Source organism: Variovorax sp. UC122_21 (assembly GCF_044056785.1).
Classification (GTDB): Bacteria; Pseudomonadota; Gammaproteobacteria; order Burkholderiales; family Burkholderiaceae_C; genus Variovorax.
Map to the genome: position 1 here is coordinate 6,123,575 of NZ_CP172004.1, position 22,295 is coordinate 6,145,869.

Consider the following 22,295-nt stretch of genomic DNA (forward strand, 5'->3'; position numbering starts at 1 on the left):
CATGCTGCACATCAAGGGAGACCAGGCCTTCGACCTGGCGAGCATCCGGGGCCAGGCCCTGCAGTCCTTCTTCGAGCTGTTCGGCCAGCTCGCCGAGGGCGCCTTCGTGATCGACCGCGACAGCAAGGTCATCTGGGCCAATGCGCGCTACCTCACCTTCATCGGCCTGGAGCCCGACCGCCCGGTGGTCGGCCAGCACATCTCGACGGTGGTGCCGACGACCCGCATGCCCGAGGTGGTCGAGACCGGCCGCTCGATTCCGTTCGACGTGATCGAGGTCAACAACCGCTGGGCCGTGGTGTCGCGCTTCCCGATCAAGAACGACGCGCAGGAAGTCATCGGCGGCTTCTGCTTCGTGCTGTTCGACGAGATCGATCCGCTGCGGCCGATGCTCGCGCGCATCCAGCAGCTGCAGAGCGAGCTCGAGCGCACGCGCTCGAAGCTCAACCAGCTGCGCCGCACGAAGTACGAGTTCAGCCACTTCGTCGGCTCGAGCCCGCAGGCCGCGCAGGTGCGGCGCAGCGCGCGGCAGGTCGCGGCCACCGACTCGACGGTGCTGCTGCTCGGCGAGACCGGCACGGGCAAGGAGCTGGTCGCACAGGGCATCCACGCGGCCTCGCGGCGCGCGCGGCAGAACTTCATCGGCGTCAACGTGGCGGCCATTCCCGAGGAGCTGATGGAAGCCGAGTTCTTCGGCTCCGCGCCGGGCGCCTACACCGGTGCCCATCCCAAGGGCCGCACCGGCAAGATGATGCTGGCCGACAAGGGCACCTTGTTCCTCGACGAGATCGGCGACATGCCGATGCGCATCCAGGTCAAGCTGCTGCGCGCGCTGCAGGAGCGCGAGATCGAACCCATCGGCGGCAACACCGTGATCCCGCTCGACCTGCGCGTGATCGCGGCCACCAGCCGCGACCTGCGGCAGCTGGTCGAGACCGGCCAGTTCCGCGCCGACCTCTACTACCGCCTGAGCGTGGTGCCGATCCAGATCCCGCCGCTGCGCGAGCGGCTCGAGGACCTGCCCGAGCTGGTCGATCTGTTGCTGGCCGAGCTCTGCGCCACGCTCGGCATGCGCGAGAAGGACATCGCGCCCGACGCGCTGGCGCTGCTCGCGACGTTCGGCTGGCCCGGCAATGTGCGCGAGCTGCGCAACGTGCTCGAGCGCGCCTGCGTGGTGTCCGGCGATGCATCGGAGCTGCGCGCCGAGCACATGCTGCTCAACGACGGCGCGCGGCCGGCCGCGGTAGTTGCATCCACGGCATCGGTGGCCGCGGCGCGCCACGACCTGCATGCCGCCGTGAACGAGACCGAGCAGAAGGCCCTGCTCAACGCGCTGCAGGAGACCAAGGGCAACAAGCTGCTCGCGGCCCGCCTGCTCGGCATCAGCCGCTCGACGCTCTACAACAAGCTCAAGCAGATGGCCCTCGAGCGCTAGCGGCTTCGCGCGCGCTCAGCCGCCGCGGAACTGCCCGCGCAGGAAGTTGCGGTGCCGCGCGATGTGCCCAGCTGCGCGGGCGCGATGGTGCCGCCCAGGTCGTTCTCGTCCGCGCCGTTGAGCACCGCGTTCGCATGCGCGAGCGCGCGCGCCACGATCTCCTGTTCGCTCACGCCGAGCTGCGCGCCCAGGTCCAGCGCCACGCGCCGCATCGCGCGCTGCGACAGCATCCACATCGCGCCGAGGCGGTCCCACGCAAGCGCGGACTCGCCGGCCTTCTCGTGCTCGGCGAGGATGTCCTTGAGCGGCTTGGCGAGCAGTTCGTCCATCGCCTCGAGCCGCTCGCTCAGCGCGGCATTGCGCTCGGCCAGCTGCTCGGGCGTGGGCCCCGGCTCCGCCGCCTTGGGCGCGGGCGGCGGCGGTGGCACGAAGCCGGCCACGTCGGCATCGGCGGGAACGATCTGGAGTTGGTCTTGCAGGCTCATGATTTCTTTCCGTGGCCGTTGTCTGTGGTGGAGGTCTTGCGGCTCGTCATCGCCGTCGCGCGCAGCCCGGGCAGGTCGAGCACGCGCAGGCCGCCGTACTCGACGCGGATCAGGCCCTGCGCCGACAGCCCGTTGAGCGCCTCGTTCACGCGCTGGCGCGACAGTCCCACGAGGTAGGCGAGTTCCTGCTGCGTGATGCGCAGGACCTCGCCCACGCCCGGATACAGCACGGGGTTGAACAGCGAGACCAGGTTGCGCGCCACGCGCGCGTCGGGGTTGTTGAGGCGGTCGATCTCGAGCGCGGCGATGAACTGGCCCAGGCGCTCGTTGAGCTGGTTCATCACGAAGCGGTTGAAGCCGATCGAATGGTCGAGCAGCCAGTGGAAGCTCTCGATCGGCAGGCCCGCGACGAGGCTGCGCCGCAGTGCCTGGATGTTGTAGCGGTAGGGCTCGCGCTTCATCACCGTGCCCTCGCCGAACCAGCCGCCGGGCGGCACGCCGGTGTAGGTGACCGAGCCGCCGTCGGCGTTGTCGTTGCTCATCTTGAGCAGGCCCTCGACCACGCCGAACCAGTAGGTGGGCGAACGCCCACGCGGCACACGAGATCGCCGACCTCGGCCTCGCCGACCACCAGCGCGGCCTCGGCACGGCGGCGCTCGGGCGCGGTGAGCGTGAGCAGCCAGGGGATGCCGTCGAGCTCGGCGGCATTGGGCGGACGCACGCGGTCCTTGATCGAACTGCCCGCGGCGAGGGGGAGGTTGAGCGAGGGGCTGCCGGTCGGCATCGGGAAACTCCGGGGAGTAGTGTCCCTAGGATTGTCGTTGGAACGACAACTGGACGTCAAAGTGCGGCCCTACGATCCGCGCACCGTGCAAACAAACGCCCTCACCTTTCCCCGCCTGCTGCTTGCGCATGCGCAAGCGCAGCCCGAGTCGCCCGCGGTGCGGGAGAAGGACCTCGGCATCTGGCAGACCTGGACCTGGCGCGCCGTGGCGCAGGAAGTGCGCGAGATCGCGTGCGGCCTCGCGAGCCTGGGCTTCCAATCCTTCGACAACCTCGCGATCGTCGGCGCCAACCGGCCGCATCTCTACATGGCGGTGGTCGCGGCGCAGAGCCTGCGCGGCGTGCCGGTGCCGCTGTACCAGGACGCGGTGGCCAACGAGATGGTGTTCATGCTCGACGACGCGGCCATCGACTTCGTGGTGGTCGAGGACCAGGAGCAGGTCGACAAGCTGCTCGAGTGCCGCGACCTGCAGGCCGAGCGCGTGGCGCGCGGCGAGGGCCGCCAGGGCATCCGCCACATCGTCTACGACGATCCGAAGGGCCTGCGCCACTACGACCAGCCCGGCCTGATCAGCTACGACCGCCTGCGCGAACTCGGCCGCGCCTACGACCAGGCGCACCCCGGCGTGTTCGACGCCGCGGTGGCCAGCGGCGAGGCCACCGACGTGGGCGTGATCCTCTACACCTCGGGTACCACCGGCCGCCCCAAGGGCGTGTGCCAGACGCATGCGAGCTTCATCGCGGCGGGCCGCGGCGGCGTCGAGACCGACCGGCTCGGCCCCGGCGACAACATCATGAGCTACCTGCCGATGGCCTGGGTCGGCGACCACCTGTTCTCGGTGGCGCAGTGGCTGGTGGGCGGCTTCACGCTCAACTGCCCCGAGTCGGCCGCCACGGTGATGAACGACATGCGCGAGATCGGCCCGAGCTACTACTTCGGCCCGCCGCGCACCTTCGAGGGCCTGCTCACCGCGGTGTCGATCCGCATGGAGGACGCGGCGGCGCCGAAGCGCTGGCTCTATGCGAAGTTCATGGCGCTCGCGCAGCGCGTGGGTGCCGACATCCTCAATGGCCAGCCGGTGGGCGCCGGCGACCGGCTGCTGTACGGCCTGGGCAACCTGCTGGTGTACGGCCCGCTGCGCAACGTGCTGGGCATGAGCCGCATCCGCGTGGCCTACACCGCGGGCGCGGCGATCGGGCCCGACCTGTTCCGCTTCTACCGCTCGATCGGCGTCAACCTCAAACAGTTCTACGGCCAGACCGAGACCTGCGCCTACGTCTGCCTGCAGCAGGACGGCAAGGTCAAGCTGCAGACCGTGGGCACGGCCGCGCCGGGCATCGAACTCAAGATCGCCGACGACGGCGAGGTGCTGGTGCGCGGCGTCTCGGTGCTCAAGGAGTACTACAAGCGCCCCGACGCCACGGCCGAGGTGCTCGATGCCAACGGCTACTTCCACACCGGCGACGCCGGCGTGCTCGACAGCGAGGGCCACCTGCGCATCATCGATCGCGCGAAGGACGTGGGCCGGCTCGCGGGCGGCGCGATGTTCGCGCCCGACTACATCGAGAACAAGCTCAAGTTCTTCCGCAGATCAAGGAAGCCGTGTGCTTCGGCCATGCGCGCGAGGAAGTCTGCGCCTTCATCAACATCGACTTCGAGGCCGTGGGCAACTGGGCCGAGCGCCGCGGCCTGGCCTACGGCGGCTACGTCGACCTGGCCGGCAAGCCCGAGGTGCTGGCACTGATCGCCGAGTGCCTCGGCAAGGTCAATGCCGACCTGGCGGCCGAGGCCGGCATGGGCGAGACGCAGATCGCGCGCTTCCTGGTGCTGCACAAGGAGCTCGATCCCGACGACGACGAGCTGACCCGCACGCGCAAGGTGCGCCGCGGCTTCATCGCCGAGAAATACGCGGTGCTGGTCGAGGCGCTGTACGCCGGCAAGACCGAGCAGTTCATCGAGACCCAGGTGAAGTTCGAGGACGGCCGCACGGGCACCGTGAGCGCGACCCTGAAGATCGTCGAGGCGAAGCGCTTCGCCGGCATGGCAAAGGCGGCCTGACATGGCAAGAAAAACCGGCGACGTCATCCTGGACGTGCAGAACATCTCCCTGAGCTTCGGCGGCGTGAAGGCGCTGACGGACATCAGCTTCAACGTGCGCGAGCACGAGGTGCGGGCCATCATCGGCCCCAACGGCGCGGGCAAGAGCTCGATGCTCAACTGCATCAACGGCGTGTACTGGCCCCAGCAGGGCTCGATCACCTTCCGCGGCCAGACCTTCAAGCACATGAACTCGCGCCAGGTGGCCGAGATGGGCGTGGCGCGCACCTTCCAGAACCTCGCGCTGTTCAAGGGCATGAGCGTGCTCGACAACATCATGACGGGGCGCAACCTCAAGATGAAGAGCGGCCTGCTCGCGCAGGCGCTGCGCTGGGGCCCGGCCGAGCGCGAGGAACTCAAGCAGCGCGAGTTCGTCGAGCACATCGTCGACTTCCTCGAGATCCAGGCGCACCGCAAGACGCCGGTGGGCCGCCTGCCCTACGGCCTGCAGAAGCGCGTGGACCTGGGCCGCGCGCTCGCGATGGAGCCGCAGGTGCTGCTGCTCGACGAACCGATGGCCGGCATGAACGTGGAGGAGAAGCAGGACATGAGCCGCTTCATCCTCGACGTGAACGACGAGTTCGGCACCACCATCGTGCTGATCGAGCACGACATGGGCGTGGTGATGGACATCTCCGACCGCGTGGTGGTGCTCGACTACGGCAAGAAGATCGGCGACGGCACGCCCGACGAAGTGCGCAACAACGAAGACGTGATCCGGGCGTACCTGGGCGTGGAGCATTGATATGTGCCCCCACGCTCATCACTTTGTGTATTCACTGCCCCCCAAGGGGGCGCAAGCCTCCCTTGGGGCGGCCCTACGGGAGGCTTGAATGGGCTTTTTCCTAGAAACCCTCTTCGGCGGCCTGATGGTCGGCATGCTCTATTCGCTGATAGCGATCGGCTTCGTGCTGATCTACAAGGCCTCGGGCGTGTTCAATTTCGCGCAGGGCGCGATGGTGCTGTTCGCGGCGCTCGCGATGGCGCGCTTCGCCGAATGGATCCCGCGGTTGCTGGGCTTCCAGAGCCTGATCCTCGCGAACATCCTGGCCTTCGTCGCCGCGATGGCGGTCATGGTGGTGGTGGCCTGGCTGATCGAGCGCCTCGCGCTCAGCAAGCTGGTGAACCAGGAAGGCATCACGCTCTTGATGGCCACGCTGGGCATCGCCTACTTCCTCGACGGCCTGGGCCAGACGCTGTTCGGCAACGACATCTACAAGATCGACGTGGGCATGCCGAAGGAACCGCTGATGGTGCTCGAGAGCACCTTCCAGGGCGGCCTGCTGCTGAGCCAGGAGGACCTGATCGCGGCGCTGGTGGCGGCCGCGCTGGTGGTGGTGCTCGCGATCTTCTTCCAGAAGACCGCCACCGGCCGCGCGCTGCGCGCCGTGGCCGACGACCACCAGGCGGCGCAGTCGATCGGCATCCCGCTCAACCGCATCTGGGTGATCGTGTGGTCGGTGGCCGGCTTCTCGGCGCTGGTGGCCGGGATCATCTGGGGCTCCAAGCTCGGCGTGCAGTTCTCGCTCTCGCTGGTGGCGCTCAAGGCACTGCCGGTGGTGATCCTCGGCGGCCTGACCTCGATCCCCGGCGCGATCATCGGCGGCCTTTTGATCGGCGTGGGCGAGAAGCTCTCGGAGATCTACCTCGGGCCGATGCTCGGCGGCGGCATCGAGATCTGGTTCGCCTATGTGCTGGCGCTCGTGTTCCTGCTGGTGCGGCCGCAGGGGTTGTTCGGCGAAAAGATCATTGATCGCGTATGAAATACGCGATCAATGAGCTTTCGGTGGAGGCTAACTTGCGAAGCAAGTTAAGCGAAGCGGGCCATAACCAAAAGATCATTGATCGGGTCTGAGAGATGTTTTACAGAGAAAACGGCCAGTTCAAGTCGACCTACCGGGCCGACCAGCAGATCTTTCCGATCGTGCAGGACCGCGTGGCGATCCTGGCACTGCTCGCGGTGGCCTTCGTCGCGGTGCCGCTCGGCGTCTCCGACTACTGGATGCGCGCCATCCTCACGCCCTTCCTGATCCTGTCGCTCGCGGCCATCGGACTCAACGTGCTGGTGGGCTACTGCGGCCAGATCTCGCTGGGCACCGGCGCCTTCATGGCGGTGGGCGCCTACGCGGCCTACAACTTTCACGTGCGCATCGACGGCATGCCGCTGATCGCCTCGCTGCTGCTGGGCGGCCTGTGCGCCACGGTGATCGGCGTGCTGTTCGGCATCCCGAGCCTGCGCATCAAGGGGCTGTACCTCGCGGTCGCCACGCTGGCGGCGCAGTTCTTCACCGACTGGGCCTTCCTGCGCATCCAGTGGTTCACCAACAACTCGTCGTCGGGTTCGGTCAGCGTGGCGGGCCTCAACGTGTTCGGCATCCCGATCGAGTCGCCGGTGCAGAAGTACCTGTTCTGCCTCGCGCTGGTGGTGATCTTCGCGCTGCTCGCGAAGAACCTGGTGCGCAGCGCGATCGGCCGCGAGTGGATGGCGATGCGCGACATGGACGTGGCGGCCGCGGTGATCGGCATCCGCCCGGTCTACGCCAAGCTCACGGCCTTCGCGGTCAGCAGCTTCATCGTCGGCGTGGCCGGCGCGCTGTGGGGCTTCGTGCACCTCGGCGCCTGGGAGCCGGCGGCCTTCAGCATCGACCGCTCGTTCCAGCTGCTGTTCATGGTGATCATCGGCGGCCTCGGCTCGATCATGGGCAGCTTCTTCGGCGCCGCCTTCATCGTGCTGCTGCCGCTGCTGCTGAACCAGCTGCCGGGCTGGCTCGGCTTCTCGATCTCGACCGCGCTGGCCTCGCACCTCGAATACATGATCTTCGGCGCGCTCATCGTGTTCTTCCTGATCGTGGAGCCGCACGGCCTCGCGCGGCTGTGGTCCACGGCCAAGGAGAAGCTGCGCCTCTGGCCCTTCCCCCATTGAGCTTTCCAGGTTTTTTTCGGCGTTGACAACCCGGCACCGTGGTGCCCCCAAAAGGAGACAGGCATGAAACTGAAATCGCTCGCTCTGACCGCCGCCCTGGTGGCCGGCACCCTCGGCACCGCGCTGGCGCCCTCGCTCGCACAGGCACAGGCCAAGGAGCAGTTCTTCCCGCTGCTGGTCTATCGCACCGGCCCCTACGCGCCCAACGGCACGCCCTGGGCCAACGGCAAGCAGGACTACATCAAGCTGGTCAATGCGCAAGGCGGTATCAACGGCGTGAAGATCGCCTACGAGGAATGCGAGACCGGCTACGCCACCGACAAGGGCGTGGAATGCTACGAGCGCCTCAAGGGCCGCCCGGGCGTCGCGCTGTTCGACCCGCAGGCCACCGGCATCACCTTCGCGCTGACCGACAAGGTGCCGACCGACAAGATCCCGCTGATCACGCTGGGCTACGGCCTCGCGGCCTCGCAGGACGGCGGCGTGTTCAAGTGGAACTTCCCGCTGATGGGCAGCTACTGGACCGCGGCCGACATCCTGATCCAGCACATCGGCAAGAAGGAAGGCGGCCTCGACAAGCTCAAGGGCAAGAAGATCGCGCTGGTCTATCACGACTCGCCGTTCGGCAAGGAACCGATCCCGCTGCTGCAGGAACGCGCGAAGCAGAACGGCTTCGAGCTCTCGCTGATCCCCGTGACCGCGCCCGGCGTGGAACAGAAGTCGGCCTGGCTGCAGGTGCGCCAGCAGCGTCCCGACTTCGTGCTGCTGTGGGGCTGGGGCGTGATGAACTCCACCGCGCTCAAGGAGGCCGTGGCCACGGGCTACCCGCGCGAGAAGATGTACGGCGTGTGGTGGGCCGGCGCCGAGCCCGACGTGAAGGACGTGGGCGCGAACGCCAAGGGCTACAACGCGCTGGCGCTCAACACCTCGGGCACGCAGCCCAAGGTGATCCAGGACATCCTCAAGCAGGTGCACGAGAAGGGCCAGGGCACGGGTCCGAAGGACGAGGTGGGCTCCGTCCTCTACACGCGCGGCGTGATCATCCAGATGCTGTCGGTCGAAGCCGTGCGCCGCGCGCAGGAGCGCTTCGGCAAGGGCAAGGTCATGACGGGCGAGCAGGTGCGCTGGGGCTTCGAGAACCTGGCGCTCGACCAGAAGAAGCTCGACGCGCTGGGCTTCTCGGGCGTGATGCGTCCAGTGAGCACGTCGTGCCAGGACCACATCGGCTCGACCTGGGCCCGTGTCCACACCTGGAACGGCGCGCAGTGGGGCGGCATGTCGGACTGGTACCAGGCCGACGAGCAGATCATCAAGCCGATGGCGAAGGCCGCGGCCGACAAGTACGCGACCGAGAAGAAGCTCACGCGCCGCGACGCGGCCGACTGCCAGAGCTGACGCTCCGGCAGGGTGCCAGGGACTGACGGCACCCTCCCCCTACCCCCTCCCGCAAGGCGCAAGGGGGCCTGCCTCCCCTTCACGGGAGGCGATATCCGCAAAGGCATCGCTTCGTAGATGCATGTCTTTGCGGATGTCCGAAAGAACACCATGAGCCAACCCAACATCCTTCTCGACGTCAACGGCATCGAGGTCATCTACAACCACGTGATCCTGGTGCTCAAGGGCGTGTCGCTGAGCGTGCCCGAGGGCGGGATCGTGGCGCTGCTGGGCGGCAACGGCGCGGGCAAGACGACGACGCTGCGCGCGGTGAGCAACCTGCTCGCGGGCGAGCGCGGCGCGGTCACCAAGGGCACGATCGAATTGCGCGGCGAGCGCATCGAGGCGCTGTCGCCGGCCGAGCTGGTCAAGCGCGGGCTGATCCAGGTGATGGAAGGCCGCCACTGCTTCGCGCACCTGACCATCGAGGAGAACCTGATGACGGGCGCCTACACGCGCACCGACGGCAAGGCCGCGGTGCAGCAGACGCTCGAGAAGGTCTATGCCTACTTCCCGCGCCTGAAGACGCGGCGCACCTCGCAGGCGGCCTACACCTCGGGCGGCGAGCAGCAGATGTGCGCGATCGGCCGCGCACTGATGGCCAACCCGACGATGGTGCTGCTCGACGAGCCCTCGATGGGCCTGGCGCCGCAGATCGTGGAGGAGGTGTTCGAGATCGTGAAGGACCTCAACACCAAGGAACGCGTGACCTTCCTGCTGGCCGAGCAGAACACCAACATGGCGCTGCGCTACGCCGACTACGGCTACATCCTCGAGAACGGCCGCATCGTGATGGACGGCGCGGCGCAGAGTCTGCGCGAGAACGAGGACGTGAAGGAGTTCTACCTCGGCGTGGGTGGGGCGGATCGCAAGAGCTTCCGGGATGTGAAGAGCTACAAGCGGCGCAAGAGGTGGCTGGCTTGATGTGCTTGCACGCCTTGTATGGATGGGGGCGGACTCACGCCGATGGGGTACTCCCCTCCGCGAATGTCCCCCGCCCTTCGGGCTCCTCCTTTATTTCGCTGCGGGGAGTACCCCATCGACGTGAGCCGGGACGCGACGGTCGTTGTGCTGCCGGCACCACCGCAGCGCCTCCCGTGCACAGGGTATCGGGTGCTTCCCGCAGCGAAATCAAGGAGGAGGCCGAAGGCCGGGGGACATTCGCGGAGGGAAGTACCCGATGCCCTGTGCACGCGCCCCGAACGTCCCTCCCGAAACAAGCCAGCGGAAAAACGAACTGAACAGATGAAGGGTACGGACATGACCGACCACTACGACGCACTAGAGATCCGCGACCCTGCCGAACGCGAACGCGACCTGCTGGCCGCGCTGCCCCGACAGATCACCCAGGCCCAGACCGCCGCGCCCGCCCTCTCGAAGATCCTCGACGGCATCCAGGCCGCCGACGTCACCACGCGCGAGGCCCTCGCGAAGCTGCCGGTCACGCGCAAGTCGGAACTGCTCGAACTGCAGAAGCAAGGCCGCGAGAACGATCCCTTCGGCGGCTTCTCGGCCATTGCGCGCGGCACCCGCATGCCGCGCGTGTTCGCGAGCCCCGGCACCATCTACGAACCCGAGGGCGAGGCGCGCGACTACTGGCGCACCGCGCGCGCGCTGCATGCCGCGGGCTTTCGCAGCGGCGAGCTGATCCACAACAGCTTCAGCTATCACATGACACCGGCCGGCTCCATCATGGAGAGCGGCGCGCGCGCCGTCGGTTGTACCGTGTTCGCGGGCGGCACCGGCCAGACCGAACAGCAGCTCGAGGCCATGGTCGACCTCAAGCCCGAAGGCTATGCCGGCACCCCGAGCTTCCTCAAGATCCTGCTCGAGAAGGCCGAGGAGAAGGGCCAGAAGCTGCCCTGGCTCACCAAGGCCCTGGTCTCGGGCGAGGCCTTTCCGCCGAGCCTGCACGACTGGATCGCCGCGCGCGGCGTGAAGGGCACCCAGTGCTACGCCACCGCCGACCTCGGCCTCATCGCCTACGAGACCAGCGCGCGCGAAGGCCTGGTGCTCGACGAGGGCGTGCTGGTCGAGATCGTGCGGCCCGGCACCGGCGACCCCGTGCCCGACGGCGAGGTCGGCGAGATCGTCGTGACCACCTTCAACCCCGACTATCCGCTGGTGCGCTTCGGCACCGGCGACCTCTCGGCCGTGCTCGCGGGCACTTGCCCCACCGGCCGCACCAACAAGCGCATCAAGGGCTGGCTCGGCCGCGCCGACCAGACCACCAAGGTGCGCGGCATGTTCGTGCATCCCTCGCAGGTGGCCGACATCGTGCGGCGCTTTCCCGAGATCCAGCGCGCACGGCTCGTCGTGTCGGGCGAGATGGGCGACGACCAGATGAACTTCCGGCTCGAATGCGCGGGCGCCCCCGAAGGCCTGGTGGTGCGCATCGCCGAGGCCGTGCGCGAAGTGACCAAGCTGCGCGGCACCATCGAGCTGGTGGCGCCCGGCAGTCTGCCGAACGACGGCAAGGTGATCGAGGACGCGCGCAGCTACAAGTAGCGACGGTACAGCCGGCGCGTCATGGCACGCGCCAGCAGCACCGTGAGCGCCGCATAGAGCGCGATCAGCACCACCATGAAGCCGGCCATCGCGCCGACACCCTGCAGCGCCTTGATCGTGCCCACCGCGAGCGCGAACCACAGGAACGCGAAGACGATGCAGCCGAGCTGCACCAGCACGAAGCTCAGCACCGCGGCCGACACCGCGCGGAACGGGCGCACCGGCCACAGGCCCGGACGCGTGCCCAGCCAGCCGCCCCAGACCGCGAGCGCGCAGACCACGACCGGCGGCAGGGCCCAGGTCAGCAGCAGCGCCCAGGGCCCGCCATCCTGCGAAGCACCGGCCCAGCGCGCCACGGCGAGCGCGCTCCAGACCTGCAGCGACGCGAACAGCGCGCCCACCAGCAGCGCCACCGCCGCGCGCGGCGAGGCACCGGCCGGTACCGTCGAGACTTCATCGGGCGCGCGCGCATCGAGCGCCTCGGCGGCCGCCGAGCGGCTGCGGCGCAGCGCGAAGCGGGCCGCGAGCCACAGCCCCAGCACGAGCACCCCCCAGTTGCACCAGCGACTGCAGCAGCGCCGCCAGCCCCAGGCTCAGGCGCGGCATGGCCTCGGCATAGCGGCCGCCCGGCATGAACATCAGCTGCAGCTCGTAGAACAGCGGCGTGAGCGCGAGGTGGTTGAGCACCAGCACCAGCAGCCAGGCACCGCCGAAACGCAGCCGCGCACCGCCCGATAGCGCCACCCGCGGCACACCGAGCCGTTCGAGCGCCTGGCGGCCATGGCTCCAGGCCAGCCCGCCGATCAAGGCCCACGACATCGCCGTGCTCGCGACCAGCAGGATCCACACGCCGGCCTGCGCATAGGCGCGGCGGATCTGCGCCGCATCGTCGGTGCCCGGCAGCAGCAGCATCGCCAGGTTGATCGCGAGCAGCACGGCATCGAGGCCGACCGCGATCAGCGCGAAGTCGCGCGGCAGGCGCAGCGCGCGGGCATGGGCGGGGTCGGCGGTCGTCATCGGTCGGTACGTCGTGTCGCTGGAAATGGCAGTCGACACGAGCGTATCGGAGGACGGCGGGACCGCCGTGTAGGCTCAGTGCGCGAGTGCGGGCTCCCGCGCGGCGGGTTCGGGGCCCACGTAGACCGACTGCGGCCGGATCAGCCGCCCCTTCTGCACCTGCTCGCGCGCATGCGCGAGCCAGCCCGCGGTGCGACCGGCCGCGAACACGCAGGTGAAGCTCTCGCGGCCGAAGCCCAGCGCCTCGAGCAGCAGCGCCGTGTAGAACTCGACGTTGGTCTCGAGCGGCCGGTCGGGCTTCTTCTCGCGCAGGATCGCGAGCGCGGCCTGCTCCGCGGCCTCGGCCAGCGCGAAGCGCGCGGCATCGACCCCGCCCTCGGCGCTGAGCCGCTTCAGCGCGCCCTTGAGCGCATCGGCGCGCGGATCGCGCACGCGGTAGATGCGGTGGCCGAAGCCCATCAGGCGCTGGCCCTCGGCCACGGCAGCCTCGAGCCAGGCGCGCGCGCGATCCGCGCTGCCGATGGCGTCGAGCGCATCGAGCACCGGCCCGGGCGCGCCGCCATGCAGCGGCCCCTTGAGCGCGCTGATGCCCGCGAGCACCGCCGAGGCCAGGCCCGCGCCCGTGGAGGCCACCACGCGCGCCGCGAAGGTCGAGGCATTGAGGCCGTGGTCGCAGACGGTGACGAGGTAGGTGTCGAGCGCCGCCGCCTGCGCGGCCGTGGGCGCGCGGCCATGCAGCATGCGCAGCATGTCGGCCGCGTGGCCCAGGCCTTCGTCGGGCGCGAGTGCCGGCACGCCGAGCCGCCAGCGCATCACGGCGCCGGTGTAGACCGCCGGGCCCGCCAGCAGGCGCAGCGCGGTCGCGAGGTCATCGCCGTCGGGCAGCCGCGCGAGCAGCGCGCGCACCGCCTCGATCGCCGGCAGCCGGCGCAGCTGCGCCTCGTCGCCGGGCTGCAGCCGTTCGAAGGCCTCGCGCCGCGCGCGCCCCAGCGCGACGCGCAGGCTGGCGGCATCGGGCGCGCGTTCGAAGAAGCCCTCGAACAGCGCGGCCGCCACGTCCTCGAACTGCCAGCGCCGCGCAATCTCGTCGAGCGTGTGGCCCCGGATCACCAGCCGGCCCGCCGCGCCATCCACCTCCGACAGCACGGTGTGCGCCGCCACCACGCCTTCGAGTCCATCGTCGTTCATCGTTTCATGCTCCATCTGTGTTCACGATGCGGACGATTCTGGCGCCGCTAACATTGACGTCAATCTTGATCCATTCCATCAACATGACCCGCTCCTCGCCCTGGCTTCCCGCCGCCGAAGCGCTCGCCCTGATGCAGGTGCGGCCCCAGACCCTCTATGCCGGCGTGAGCCGCGGCCGCATCCGCGCCAAGCCCGATGCCGCCGACCCGCGGCGCAGCCTCTACCACCGCGACGACGTGCAGCGGCTCGCGGCGCGCGCGCAGGGGCGGCGCAGCAGCGAGGCGGTGGCGAGCGAGGCGATCCAGTGGGGCGAGCCGGTGCTGCCCTCGGCCGTGTCGACCGTGGCCGGCGGACGGCTCTGGTACCGCGGGCAGGACGCCTGCGCGCTGTCGATCGAGGCCACGCTCGAGGACGTGGCGGGCCTGCTGTGGGAGTGCGCGCCGCCGCGCCTTTCTTCCGATGAAGCCACCGCGCGCGACGGCATGCCGCCGCTGCAGGCGGGTCTGCGCGCGCTCGCCATGCGCGCGGCGGTCGACCCGCCCTCGCGCGGCCGCTCGCCGCAGGCCCTGCGCGCCGAGGCCGCCGAGGTGGTGGGCACGCTGGCCGATGCGCTGATCGGCAAGGTGCCCGCGAATGCCGCCACGCAGCCGCTGCATGCGCGCCTCGCCGCGGCCTGGCGCCGGCCGCGCGCCGCTGCGCAACTGCGCCGTGCGCTGGTGCTGCTGGCCGACCACGAGCTCAATGCCTCGACCTTCGCGGCGCGCGTGACGGCCTCCACCGGCGCCTCGATCGCGGCCTGCCTGCTGACCGGCCTTGCAACGCTGACCGGCCCGCTGCATGGCGGCGCGGCGCGCGCGGTGCAGGCGCTGGTGCGGCAGGCCGAGCAATCGGGCGCCGACGCGGCCGCGCGCGAGTGGCTCGCGCACGACCGGCCGCTTGCGGCCTTCGGCCATCCGCTCTATCCGGCCGGCGACGTGCGCTGTGCCGCGCTGCTCGAAGGCATCGAACTGCCGCCGGCTTTCGCGGACCTGCGCGAGGCCGGCGAACGCCTGGTGGGCGAGCCCGTCAACATCGACTTCGCGCTGGCCACGCTCGCGGCCGTGCACAGGTTGCCGGCCGATGCGCCGCTGGTGCTGTTCGCGCTCGCGCGCAGCGTGGGCTGGACCGCGCACGTGCTCGAGCAGGCGGCCACGGGGCACCTGATACGGCCAAGGGCGCGCTACACGGGGCCGGCGGTCTCAATCGACTGAAGCCCCTCGACCCGTTCACGCTGAGCCTGTCGAAGCGCCGCGCGAGGCTTCGACCCTTCGACATGCTCAGGACAGGCCGGGCTCAGGCCGAACGGTATTTGTCGGACTCAGTGATGCTGCAGCGCCGCCTCATTCGCCAGCTCGAACAACCGCACCATCTCGCGATTGAAGGCCGGCAGGTCGTCGGGCTTGCGGCTGGTCACGAGCTCGTGGTCGACCACGACCTCCCGGTCGCTCCACTTCGCGCCCGCGTTGCGCAGGTCGGCGCGCAGCGAGGGCCACGAGGTCATGCGCCGGTCCTTCACGCCGCCGGCATCGATCAGGGTCCAGGGTCCGTGGCAGATCGCCGCGATCGGCTTGCCCGCGTCGACGAAGGCGCGCACGAACGCGACCGCCTTCTCGTCGATGCGCAGCGCATCGGGATTGACGACGCCGCCGGGCAGCAGCAGCGCATCGAAGTCGTCGGGGTTCGCGGTCTTGAGCGGCACGTCGACCTCGAAGGTGTCGGCCGGGTCGTGATGGTTCCAGCCGCGCACGCTGCCGTCGAGCGGCGAGACGACCTGCGTCTTCGCGCCCGCGGTCTCCAGCGCCTTGCGCGGCTCGGTCATCTCGACCTGCTCGAAGCCGTCCGACACGAGGATCGCGACCGTCATTCCGTCCAGTGAAGAGGTGGTGATGGTGGGCATGGTGAATCACTCCTTGGTTGGGTTTCTCGAGGCAATGAAACTTCACCCTAGGCCCGTGCCACGCCTGCCGCATCGGCCGGCGCCGGCCACCGTTGTCGGACAGTTCGACGGCCGGCAACCTCCGCTTACTTGTCGAGACCGGCGAGACAAACGTACTTGACCTCGAGGAAGTCGTCGAGCCCGTACTTCGAGCCCTCGCGCCCCAGCCCCGACTGCTTGACGCCGCCGAACGGCGCCTCGGCGGTCGACACCAGGCCGGTGTTGACGCCGACGATGCCCGACTCCAGCGACTCGGCCACGCGCATGATGCGGCCGATGTCGCGGCTGTAGAAGTACGCGGCGAGGCCGAACTCGGTGTCGTTGGCCGCGGCGACGGCCTCCTCCTCGGTGTCGAAGGCGAAGATCGGCGCCAGCGGGCCGAAGGTCTCCTCGCGCGCGAACAGCATGTCGGCGGTGGCGCCGCCGATCACGGTGGGTTCGTAGAACAGGCCGCCGAGTGCATGGCGCTTGCCGCCGGCCAGCACCTGGCCGCCCTTGGCCACGGCGTCGGCCACGTGCTCCTCGATCTTCTCGACCGCCTTGGCGTCGATCAGCGGGCCCTGATTGACGCCGGCCTCGGTGCCGTCGCCGACCTTGAGCGCCTGGACCTTGGCCACCAGCTTCTGGGTGAAGGCCTCGAGCACGCCGCGCTGCACGTAGAGGCGGTTGGCGCAGACGCAGGTCTGGCCGGTGTTGCGGTACTTCGAGACCATCGCGCCCTCGACGGCCGCGTCGATGTCGGCATCGTCGAACACGATGAAGGGCGCGTTGCCGCCGAGCTCGAGCGAGAGCTTCTTGATGGTGTCGGCCGACTGCTTCATCAGCGTGCGGCCGACCTCGGTGGAGCCGGTGAAGGTGAGCTTGCGCACGATCGGGCTGCGCGTCATCTCGCCGCCGATCTTGCTGGCCGAACCGGTGAGCACCGACAGCAGGCCCTTGGGCACGCCCGCGCGCTCGGCCAGTTCGGCGAAGGCCAGCGCCGAGTACGGCGTCTGCGTGGCGGGCTTGACCACCATCGCGCAACCCGCGGCCAGCGCGGGGCCGGCCTTGCGCGTGAGCATGGCGGCCGGGAAGTTCCAGGGCGTGATCGCGGCCGTCACGCCCACGGGCTGCTTGAGCGCGAGGATGCGGCGATCGGCCTGCGGCGCGGGAATGGTGTCGCCGTAGACGCGGCGCGCCTCCTCGGCGAACCACTCGATGAACGAGGCGGCGTAGGCGATCTCGCCGCGGCTCTCGGCCAGCGGCTTGCCCTGCTCGGTGGTCATGATCAGCGCGAGGTCGTCGACGTTGGCCAGCATCAGGTCGTTGAGCTTGCGCAGGATCGCCGAGCGCTCCTTGGCGGGCAGCCGGGCCCAGCCCTTCTGGGCCTTCTCGGCGGCCGCGATGGCGCGCTCGGTCTCGGCCGTGCCGCACATCGGCACGGTGCCGATGGTCTCGCCGCTGGCGGGGTTGGTCACGGCGACGGTGGTGCCGTCGTCGGCATCGATCCAGGCGCCGGCAACATAGGCCTGCTGGCGCAGCAGGGTCGGGTCTTTGAGTCGAAGGGCGGGCATCGGGCAGGGTCTCCGGGTCGTCGTTGCTGAAAGGGGAAACGACGAGGGGACCACGCCCGGGCCCGGGCCGCAAGCCGCGCGCGCCAAATCCGCGCGTGCGGCTCGGGTTTGCAGGCCTACCTGCAGCTCGCGGGCAGGGCCTTCTCGGCCAGGCCCTCGCCGGCGCCGCAGGTCCAGCGCAGGCCGTCGCCCGAGGGCGCGGGCTCCATCAGCAGCGTGCCACGCGCGGTCTGCACCTCGACCACCATGGTGTCGCTGTCGAGCCGCAGCGCGGTGCCGTCGGGCAGGGTCTCGCGCACGCCCGCGGCCTCGAGGCTCTCGGGGATCTCCTCCTTCTCGCGGTAGTACTCGGCGAGCGCGAGCCGCACCGGCGCGCCGCTGGCCCAGGCCTGCGCGACCACCGCGCGCGACTGGTAGTCCTGGTAGGCGGGAATCGCCACCGCGGCCAGGATGCCGATCACGGCCACCGTCACCAGGATGCCGAGCGCGCCGCCACCGGCACGCCCCGCGTAGGGCACGAACAGGCCCAGCAAATAGGCCGCGGGGTTGCGCTCGGGCAGCCGCGCGGCCGGATCGATGGCGCGCGCCACGCGCTTGGTGAGCCAGGGATAGCCGCCGACCACTTCGTGGAACGAGCCCCAGAAGCCGGCGTTGGCGCGCGACTGCGCCGCGTAAGCGTTCATGTCGACGTTGCGCCACTGGTGCGCGCCGGCGGCCAGCGCGAGCAGCGCGCGCGGCGCGGAATCGAGCTGCTCGCAGCAGGCGGCGCCGTGCAGGTCGCAGGTGTATTCCTTGGCGCGCGCATAGGCCGCGCCCAGCAGCGGCAGCCACAGCACCGGCGCGCGCCAGAAATGGCCCGTGAGGTGCTTGCGCCGGATGTGGCCGAGCTCGTGGCCGATGTAGAAGTTGATGCCGTCGGGCTGCGGCTCCATGGCGTCGACCACGTCCGACAGCAGGATCACGAAGTCGCGGCCGAGGAAGCGGGTGGCGAAGGCGTTGAACATGCCGTCGCCGTGCAGCAGGTAGGCCTCGGGCGGCGTGGCGATGCCGAGCCGGGCGCAGCAGGCCTCGAAGCGCGCATGCAGCTCGGGCAACTGGGTCGGCGAGAGCTTCACGCCGGTGCCCTTGATCCAGGCGATCAGCGCCGAGTGCGCGAAGCAGTAGCCGATGAAACCCATCAGCAGGTAGAGCAGCAGGAAGCCGAACGTGCCCACCAGGAGGGCCAGCCAGACCAGCAGGCCGAGCACGAGCGTGATCGCGCCGAGCGTGCGCTCGCGCGGATAGACCAGAGGATCCATGTGTGTTTTCCCTTCTTTTGTCGCGGCCCGTCGGGCCGCACCGTCGTTGCGGCATGCGCGCCCCCCATGGCGCGTCTCCCAGGGAAACATCATGCCCGAGCCGCGCGGCGCGACGGTGGCGCTCCTCCTTCCGCAGGAGCCGCGGCCGGCCGCGCCGTGTGGACTAGGGCTTGTGGGGATTCGTCAGCGCATGGTCAGCCTTTAAGATCGCGCCCGCTTTCAATTTCCCTTCATTTCTTTTTCCTCTTCCGGGGGTCCTCTCCATGAAAAAACTGCTAGCCCTGACGGCGATCGCCGCTGTTGCCATCGGCGCCCACGCCCAGGACTACCCGAGCGGCAAGCCCATCAGCATCGTGGTGCCCTTCGCCGCCGGCGGCCCGACCGACCGCGTCGCGCGCGACCTGGCCGAGGCGCTGCGCAAGCCGCTCGGCGGCGCCAGCGTGGTGATCGACAACGTGCCCGGCGCGGGCAGCTCGATCGGCGCGGCCAAGGTGGCGCGCGCGGCACCGGACGGCTACACGCTGCTGCTCAACCACATCGCGATGTCGACCATCCCGACGCTGGTGCGCAACGTGCCGTTCAAGGTCGAGAGCGACTTCGAGTACCTGGGCATCATCAACGACGTGCCCATGACGCTGATCGCCAAGCCCAGCCTGCCGGCCAACAACTACAAGGAACTGACCGACTGGATCGGCGCCAACAAGGGCAAGATCAACCTCGGCAACGCGGGCGTGGGCTCGGCCTCGCACCTGTGCGGCCTGCTCTACCAGAGCGCGATGAAGACCGAGATGACGCCTGTGCCCTACAAGGGAACGGCCCCCGCCATCACCGACCTGATCGGCGGCCAGATCGACCTCTTGTGCGACCAGACCACCAACACCTCGCCGCAGATCGAGGGCAAGAAGGTCAAGGCCTATGCCGTGACCACGCCCAAGCGCCTGACGGTGCCGCTGCTCAAGGACCTGCCCACGCTGCAGGAGTCGGGCCTGAAGGACTTCCAGGTCACGATCTGGCACGGCCTGTACGCGCCCAAGGGCACGCCGGCGCCGGTGCTCAAGAAGATCAACGACGCGCTGAAGGTCGCGCTCAAGGACCCCGACTTCCTGAAGAAGGAAGAAGCGCTGGGTGCCGTGGTCGCGGTCGACGGCCGCATCGAGCCCGATGGCCACAAGAAGTTCGTGCAGGCCGAGATCGCCAAGTGGAGCCCGATCATCAAGGCCGCCGGCGTCTACGCCGACTGAGCACCGATCGCTTCGCATCGAAAGAAAAGCCGCCTGGCCCTTCGCGGGGCCAGGCGGCTTTTTCATGGGCGCTCGCGCGCGCTCAGGGCTGGGTCACGGTCCAGAGCTCGAAGCTGCGGCGCTGGTCGACCAGCCGCGGCGTGCGCGCGGTGAACACGAAGTTGCTGATCGAGGTGCCCTGCGCGTACTGGCGGTTGCTGCCGGTGCCCGGCGCGCAGTGGGTGTCCTGGGCGCCCGAGGGCTGGCAGTAGGCGATGACCTTGCGCAGGTTGGAGCGCAGCGTCACGCTCTCGCTGTAGCGCGCGGTGCCGCCTGGCGAGCGGCCGAAGATGCCCAGCGAGATCGGCGCGTAGGCACCGGAGGGCACGCTCCAGCCGTCGGTGTTGCCGGCGGCGCTGAAGTCCACGTTGTTCGACGAGGGGTCGTTGGGATCGATGGCCGGGAACACCAGGCCGCGGCCGGTGTTGCGGGTCTCCTCGAGCAGTTCGGCGCGCAGCGCCGGCGTGAGCTCGACCAGCGCGGCGGCGCGCGCCTCGGCGATCGTCGGCACGCGCGAGAAGGTGCGCGCGTACTGGACCACGTTGGGCCGCTCGCTGTTGGCATGGAAGAACTCGAGGCGCCACACGGCCTGGTCGGGCAGCGCGGCGAGCTGCGCGTCGGTGAAGGCCGGCGCGGCGAACAGGTTGCCGCTGTCGATGTCGGACGGGCTGCCGGCCTGCGCGGCATCGCGGTACTGCGCCGCCATGCGCCACACCGGCGAGGCCAGCGGTGCACCGCTGGCCGTGCCGTCGGCCGTGAGCACCAGCGAGGTCACGTTGCCGTTGGGCACCAGCACCAGCGCGCGGCCCGGCAGCGCGGTCGAGGTCGCCACCACCTTCGAGAACAGCGGGCTGCCTTCGGCGTCGCGCCGGTTGTCGACGCTGATGGTGTAGCCGACCGAATGGAACACCAGGTTCTGGTGCTTGAGGAAGTCCTTCATGTCCAGGTGCGGCCGCACGCTGGCACGGTAGGCGTTCTCGTTGCCGACCAGCTTGAGCGCGCCGTCGACGATGCGTGCGTTGAAGACGTCGTTGTCGGTGTTGCCGAGCACGTCGGTCCAGCGGTAGGTGAGCGCGATGTCGCCGTTGGCGTAGAAGTACTCGAAGTTGCCGCGGTCGTGCTTGAGGTTGGTCGGGCCGGCGCGGAACAGGCTCTCGAAGGAACGGCGCGCGCCGCTCTCGACGCGGCCGATGCGCGCGCCGAACGAGACGAAGTTGGCCGGGTCGTCGCCGACGAACAGCGTGCGGCAGGCCGGCGCGACCACGTTCGAGGCGTCGCCGTAGGCATTGCCGTCGCCGTTGAGGGTGCTGTTCACGCGCTGCGCGAGCGGCACCGCATAGCAGGCGTTGAGGCGCTCGAGCAGCGCCTGCACCATCTGCGGCGTGGGCGGCGGCTGCACGGCCTCGGCGGGGATCGCGGGCAGGGGCGCGATCTGCGCGTCGCCGCTGCGGAACACCAGCGACACCGGCGCGCTGTCGTCGCCGGCGGGCAGCGACTTGACGGTGATCTCGATGCTGGCGGCGCTGCCGTCGGGGCGCACCGAGACGCTCAGGGTATCGAGCACGCGGTCCTGGCCGGTGCCGTCGGCGCGGAAGGCGCCGCCGATCGGATCGATGGTGGTGCCCAGCGCGCTCAGCAGCGGCTGCAGCGCATCGAGCAGCTGCTTGACCTGCGCGCCGATGGTGCTTGCCGTGACCGTGCCGGCATTCGCCTGCACCGCCTCGAGCAGCTTCGCGGGATCGCCGCCGGGCGCGAGCCGCGACACCACCACGGTGGTCAGCGGCGTGACGTTGGCGGTGCCGGTGGCGCTGCTGGCGGTGGTGCTGTAGAGCACGAGGTCGTCGCGCACCGCCTGGATCACGAGCGGCGCCTTGGTGCCGGCCGGCAGCGTGCAGCTGTAGCTGCCGTCGTCTACCGTGCGAACCTCGCAGACCTTGGCGCCGGTCCGGTCGAACACGGTGAGCGTGGCGCCCGCGAAGGGCGCGCCGGTGGCGGCCGTGCCGCTGAGCGTGGTGCCGGCCGCGGGCGGCGGCGTGGTGTCGCCGCCGGAAGAGGCCGGCGGGATGAAGGGGAAGCCGCCTCCACCCCCGCCACCGCCGCCGCAGGCGGCGAGCAGCGCGAGGGTCATCGCGGACAGGGCCAGGGGAATTCTTCTTGCGCTACGGGGCATGGTCGAGCTCCTCACTCTTCGTTGTGTCGGGGGTTGGGACGGGTCGTCTCCGCGAATCGGAGGCTGCGGAAACGATATCTTTCGTTTGCGGAACTCCGAATGGTGCAAATGCACCATTCCCAGCGCGCGTCCCTCCCCCGAACGAGTG

16 protein-coding genes and 3 pseudogenes are annotated in these 22,295 nt (G+C 69.6%); 10 read left to right on the forward strand and 9 right to left on the reverse strand.

The window, feature by feature from the left end; all coding sequences use genetic code 11:
• Nucleotide 1: 1 nt before the first annotated feature.
• Nucleotides 2–1,435, forward strand: a complete 1,434-nt coding sequence (locus ACHMXE_RS41610) for a sigma-54 interaction domain-containing protein (protein ID WP_395349319.1) — start codon at nt 2–4, stop codon at nt 1,433–1,435.
• A gap of 15 nt (nt 1,436–1,450) precedes the next feature.
• Here the strand turns inward: ACHMXE_RS41610 and ACHMXE_RS41615 are convergent.
• Together ACHMXE_RS41615 and ACHMXE_RS41620 are read right to left on the reverse strand one after the other, a co-directional pair.
• A pseudogene (locus ACHMXE_RS41615) lies at nt 1,451–1,920 on the reverse strand (hypothetical protein).
• Nucleotides 1,917–2,704: pseudogene (locus tag ACHMXE_RS41620) on the reverse strand (Crp/Fnr family transcriptional regulator). Before ACHMXE_RS41620 ends, ACHMXE_RS41615 begins: the two co-directional pseudogenes overlap by 4 nt.
• 85 nt (nt 2,705–2,789) lie before the next feature.
• On the opposite strand from ACHMXE_RS41620, the pseudogene ACHMXE_RS41625 reads away from it, so the two are divergent.
• The 7 genes and pseudogenes from ACHMXE_RS41625 (at nt 2,790) to ACHMXE_RS41655 (ending at nt 11,666) form a co-directional block, all read left to right on the forward strand.
• Nucleotides 2,790–4,762, forward strand: a pseudogene (locus ACHMXE_RS41625) (AMP-dependent synthetase/ligase).
• A 1-nt stretch (nt 4,763) separates the two neighbouring features.
• Complete coding sequence (locus ACHMXE_RS41630) at nt 4,764–5,546, forward strand: ABC transporter ATP-binding protein (RefSeq protein WP_093344128.1); 783 nt, start codon at nt 4,764–4,766, stop codon at nt 5,544–5,546.
• Between the two features lie 88 nt (nt 5,547–5,634).
• On the forward strand, nt 5,635–6,564 hold the full coding sequence (locus tag ACHMXE_RS41635) for a branched-chain amino acid ABC transporter permease (RefSeq protein ID WP_203203815.1): 930 nt from the start codon (nt 5,635–5,637) through the stop codon (nt 6,562–6,564).
• Between the two features lie 95 nt (nt 6,565–6,659).
• A complete protein-coding gene (locus tag ACHMXE_RS41640; RefSeq protein ID WP_203203814.1) occupies nt 6,660–7,724 on the forward strand; it encodes a branched-chain amino acid ABC transporter permease in 1,065 nt (354 codons plus the stop codon).
• 63 nt (nt 7,725–7,787) lie between these two features.
• Nucleotides 7,788–9,119, forward strand: a complete 1,332-nt coding sequence (locus ACHMXE_RS41645; protein ID WP_395349320.1) for an ABC transporter substrate-binding protein — start codon at nt 7,788–7,790, stop codon at nt 9,117–9,119.
• Nucleotides 9,120–9,269: 150 nt separating this feature from the next.
• Nucleotides 9,270–10,082 (forward strand): ABC transporter ATP-binding protein, encoded by an 813-nt coding sequence (locus ACHMXE_RS41650; RefSeq protein WP_093344123.1) that lies wholly within the window; start codon nt 9,270–9,272, stop codon nt 10,080–10,082.
• Between the two features lie 336 nt (nt 10,083–10,418).
• Entirely contained in the window at nt 10,419–11,666 is a 1,248-nt protein-coding gene (locus ACHMXE_RS41655) for a phenylacetate--CoA ligase family protein (RefSeq protein ID WP_203206049.1), read from the forward strand.
• On the opposite strand, the gene ACHMXE_RS41660 is transcribed toward ACHMXE_RS41655, so the two are convergent.
• The 3 genes from ACHMXE_RS41660 to ACHMXE_RS41670 all read right to left on the reverse strand — a co-directional run bounded on the left by ACHMXE_RS41660 (nt 11,657) and on the right by ACHMXE_RS41670 (nt 13,871).
• Nucleotides 11,657–12,208, reverse strand: coding sequence for a hypothetical protein (locus ACHMXE_RS41660; RefSeq protein ID WP_395349321.1), 552 nt, complete (start codon nt 12,206–12,208; stop codon nt 11,657–11,659). The two genes, ACHMXE_RS41655 and ACHMXE_RS41660, sit on opposite strands and share 10 nt — an antisense overlap.
• Nucleotides 12,120–12,683, reverse strand: coding sequence for a hypothetical protein (locus ACHMXE_RS41665; protein WP_395349322.1), 564 nt, complete (start codon nt 12,681–12,683; stop codon nt 12,120–12,122). Before ACHMXE_RS41665 ends, ACHMXE_RS41660 begins: the two co-directional genes overlap by 89 nt.
• Before the next feature lie 75 nt (nt 12,684–12,758).
• On the reverse strand, nt 12,759–13,871 hold the full coding sequence (locus ACHMXE_RS41670; RefSeq protein ID WP_395349323.1) for a citrate synthase/methylcitrate synthase: 1,113 nt from the start codon (nt 13,869–13,871) through the stop codon (nt 12,759–12,761).
• Nucleotides 13,872–13,954: 83 nt separating this feature from the next.
• On the opposite strand from ACHMXE_RS41670, the gene ACHMXE_RS41675 reads away from it, so the two are divergent.
• Nucleotides 13,955–15,121, forward strand: a complete 1,167-nt coding sequence (locus ACHMXE_RS41675) for a citrate synthase (RefSeq protein WP_395349324.1) — start codon at nt 13,955–13,957, stop codon at nt 15,119–15,121.
• Nucleotides 15,122–15,228: 107 nt separating this feature from the next.
• Here the strand turns inward: ACHMXE_RS41675 and ACHMXE_RS41680 are convergent, their stop codons facing one another.
• The 3 genes from ACHMXE_RS41680 to ACHMXE_RS41690 all read right to left on the reverse strand — a co-directional run bounded on the left by ACHMXE_RS41680 (nt 15,229) and on the right by ACHMXE_RS41690 (nt 18,697).
• Entirely contained in the window at nt 15,229–15,807 is a 579-nt protein-coding gene (locus ACHMXE_RS41680) for a type 1 glutamine amidotransferase domain-containing protein (protein WP_395349325.1), read from the reverse strand.
• A gap of 125 nt (nt 15,808–15,932) precedes the next feature.
• Nucleotides 15,933–17,399, reverse strand: coding sequence for an NAD-dependent succinate-semialdehyde dehydrogenase (locus ACHMXE_RS41685; RefSeq protein ID WP_203203808.1), 1,467 nt, complete (start codon nt 17,397–17,399; stop codon nt 15,933–15,935).
• Nucleotides 17,400–17,515: 116 nt separating this feature from the next.
• Entirely contained in the window at nt 17,516–18,697 is a 1,182-nt protein-coding gene (locus ACHMXE_RS41690; protein WP_395349326.1) for a M48 family metalloprotease, read from the reverse strand.
• Nucleotides 18,698–18,960: 263 nt separating this feature from the next.
• Between ACHMXE_RS41690 and ACHMXE_RS41695 the strand changes: the two genes are divergently transcribed.
• On the forward strand, nt 18,961–19,938 hold the full coding sequence (locus ACHMXE_RS41695; RefSeq protein ID WP_203203806.1) for a tripartite tricarboxylate transporter substrate-binding protein: 978 nt from the start codon (nt 18,961–18,963) through the stop codon (nt 19,936–19,938).
• Between the two features lie 82 nt (nt 19,939–20,020).
• Here the strand turns inward: ACHMXE_RS41695 and ACHMXE_RS41700 are convergent, their stop codons facing one another.
• Nucleotides 20,021–22,105: a carboxypeptidase regulatory-like domain-containing protein gene (locus ACHMXE_RS41700; protein WP_395349327.1), complete on the reverse strand. Its 2,085-nt coding sequence runs from the start codon at nt 22,103–22,105 to the stop codon at nt 20,021–20,023.
• Between the last annotated feature and the right edge of the window lie 190 nt (nt 22,106–22,295).

Bases quoted from the DNA above. Each gene is read 5' to 3' on its own strand.
- ACHMXE_RS41680 (WP_395349325.1), bottom strand. From the start codon at position 15,807: ATGCCCACCATCACCACCTCTTCACTGGACGGAATGACGGTCGCGATC.
- ACHMXE_RS41635 (WP_203203815.1), top strand. From the start codon at position 5,635: ATGGGCTTTTTCCTAGAAACCCTCTTCGGCGGCCTGATGGTCGGCATG.
- ACHMXE_RS41610 (WP_395349319.1), top strand. From the start codon at position 2: ATGCTGCACATCAAGGGAGACCAGGCCTTCGACCTGGCGAGCATCCGG.
- ACHMXE_RS41655 (WP_203206049.1), top strand. From the start codon at position 10,419: ATGACCGACCACTACGACGCACTAGAGATCCGCGACCCTGCCGAACGC.
- ACHMXE_RS41690 (WP_395349326.1), bottom strand. From the start codon at position 18,697: ATGGATCCTCTGGTCTATCCGCGCGAGCGCACGCTCGGCGCGATCACG.
- ACHMXE_RS41640 (WP_203203814.1), top strand. From the start codon at position 6,660: ATGTTTTACAGAGAAAACGGCCAGTTCAAGTCGACCTACCGGGCCGAC.
- ACHMXE_RS41700 (WP_395349327.1), bottom strand. From the start codon at position 22,105: ATGACCCTCGCGCTGCTCGCCGCCTGCGGCGGCGGTGGCGGGGGTGGA.
- ACHMXE_RS41630 (WP_093344128.1), top strand. From the start codon at position 4,764: ATGGCAAGAAAAACCGGCGACGTCATCCTGGACGTGCAGAACATCTCC.
- ACHMXE_RS41645 (WP_395349320.1), top strand. From the start codon at position 7,788: ATGAAACTGAAATCGCTCGCTCTGACCGCCGCCCTGGTGGCCGGCACC.
- ACHMXE_RS41675 (WP_395349324.1), top strand. From the start codon at position 13,955: ATGACCCGCTCCTCGCCCTGGCTTCCCGCCGCCGAAGCGCTCGCCCTG.
- ACHMXE_RS41695 (WP_203203806.1), top strand. From the start codon at position 18,961: ATGAAAAAACTGCTAGCCCTGACGGCGATCGCCGCTGTTGCCATCGGC.
- ACHMXE_RS41670 (WP_395349323.1), bottom strand. From the start codon at position 13,871: ATGAACGACGATGGACTCGAAGGCGTGGTGGCGGCGCACACCGTGCTG.
- ACHMXE_RS41650 (WP_093344123.1), top strand. From the start codon at position 9,270: ATGAGCCAACCCAACATCCTTCTCGACGTCAACGGCATCGAGGTCATC.
- ACHMXE_RS41665 (WP_395349322.1), bottom strand. From the start codon at position 12,683: ATGACGACCGCCGACCCCGCCCATGCCCGCGCGCTGCGCCTGCCGCGC.
- ACHMXE_RS41685 (WP_203203808.1), bottom strand. From the start codon at position 17,399: ATGCCCGCCCTTCGACTCAAAGACCCGACCCTGCTGCGCCAGCAGGCC.